This is a genomic window from Sphingomonas paucimobilis NBRC 13935, assembly GCF_000739895.2.
Taxonomy (GTDB): Bacteria; Pseudomonadota; Alphaproteobacteria; order Sphingomonadales; family Sphingomonadaceae; genus Sphingomonas; species Sphingomonas paucimobilis.
In genome coordinates this window covers 1-954 of record NZ_BBJS01000076.1, presented here as the reverse complement: position 1 = coordinate 954, position 954 = coordinate 1, and the positions used below count along the sequence as shown (strand labels likewise).

2 protein-coding genes are annotated in these 954 nt (G+C 61.2%); both read right to left on the bottom strand.

All coding sequences use genetic code 11. The annotated features are described in order from the left end of the window. Positions 1–200: helix-turn-helix domain-containing protein (locus SP6_RS21400; RefSeq protein WP_217996037.1), on the bottom strand; the 200-nt coding region annotated here is incomplete at its 3' end. A 48-nt stretch (positions 201–248) separates the two neighbouring features. Beyond that, complete coding sequence (locus SP6_RS19840) at positions 249–788, bottom strand: helix-turn-helix domain-containing protein (RefSeq protein ID WP_122973185.1); 540 nt, start codon at positions 786–788, stop codon at positions 249–251. Between the last annotated feature and the right edge of the window lie 166 nt (positions 789–954).

The window sequence follows — 954 nt, the reverse complement described above, 5'->3', positions numbered from 1 at the left end:
AAACCAGCGTCAACCTGAGGGGTAACCTTACCCCTGTCTTGGTTTACGGCAGGCCATACCCTGAAAAGTTCGACGGGTTCGATCAACCATCCCCCGCTCGCGTCTTTGATGGCAGAAAGACGCCCAGAACGAATGGCTTTGATGACCGATTGCTTGGTCAGGCCGACGTGCTTTGCCGCCTCTGCGGGGGATAAACTCATAGGGGCAACCAGCGTAAACCAGTACTGGGGTAAGGGGTAAACCTTGGTTTACGCATCGCCCAGCCTCCCCAGCAAGGTTCCTGTGAGCGAGCCGATGCTTTGAGGTTCGTCCATTGGCCCCCGATCGGCAGGTTCGAGCATCGCAGGGAGGTCCGGTTCCATGCCCGGAAGCGACGGCTCGCTAGGTGGCGGCTCGCCCTCACCGCCTGCCAACTGACGTTCGCCCGGGAACAGCCGAGGCAACTTCCGCAACGGCTCTTGCTGCCCCAGTTCGCCCCCGTCCGGCTGCTCACTTTCGGCGAGTATCACGGTCGCGCTGAACAGCGAGTAGCGCAGTCCCTCGCGCGGCCCGTGCCAAGCAACCCGATCGTTGACGACGTAGGCGTTCACGGTCCCCCGGTCTCCGATCTGGCGGACTTCGATCCAACGACCTTCCACGAGGTCCTGTATGGCGCGGACGATGGTGCGACGGTTGCAGCCCATGAGCTTCGCCAAGACGGACTGGGACGCCACCACCGCGTTGTGTTGGCCGATCCGCGCAACGAGCACATGCAGCAGGGCAGAAGCGCGCGGACTTTTGACCGACATGCGCGCCCATGCCTCGTGGGTAGCCCGATCTGTTTGGACCCATGATCCGGGCGAAGAAGGGGCAGCCGGTAAAGTGCGCGTATCTGTCACAGGGGTGTGACTCCGGTGTCGAAAAACTGGACAAACATCGGTCGCAAAACGCGACTTGATTGTCAAGTTATAGGAC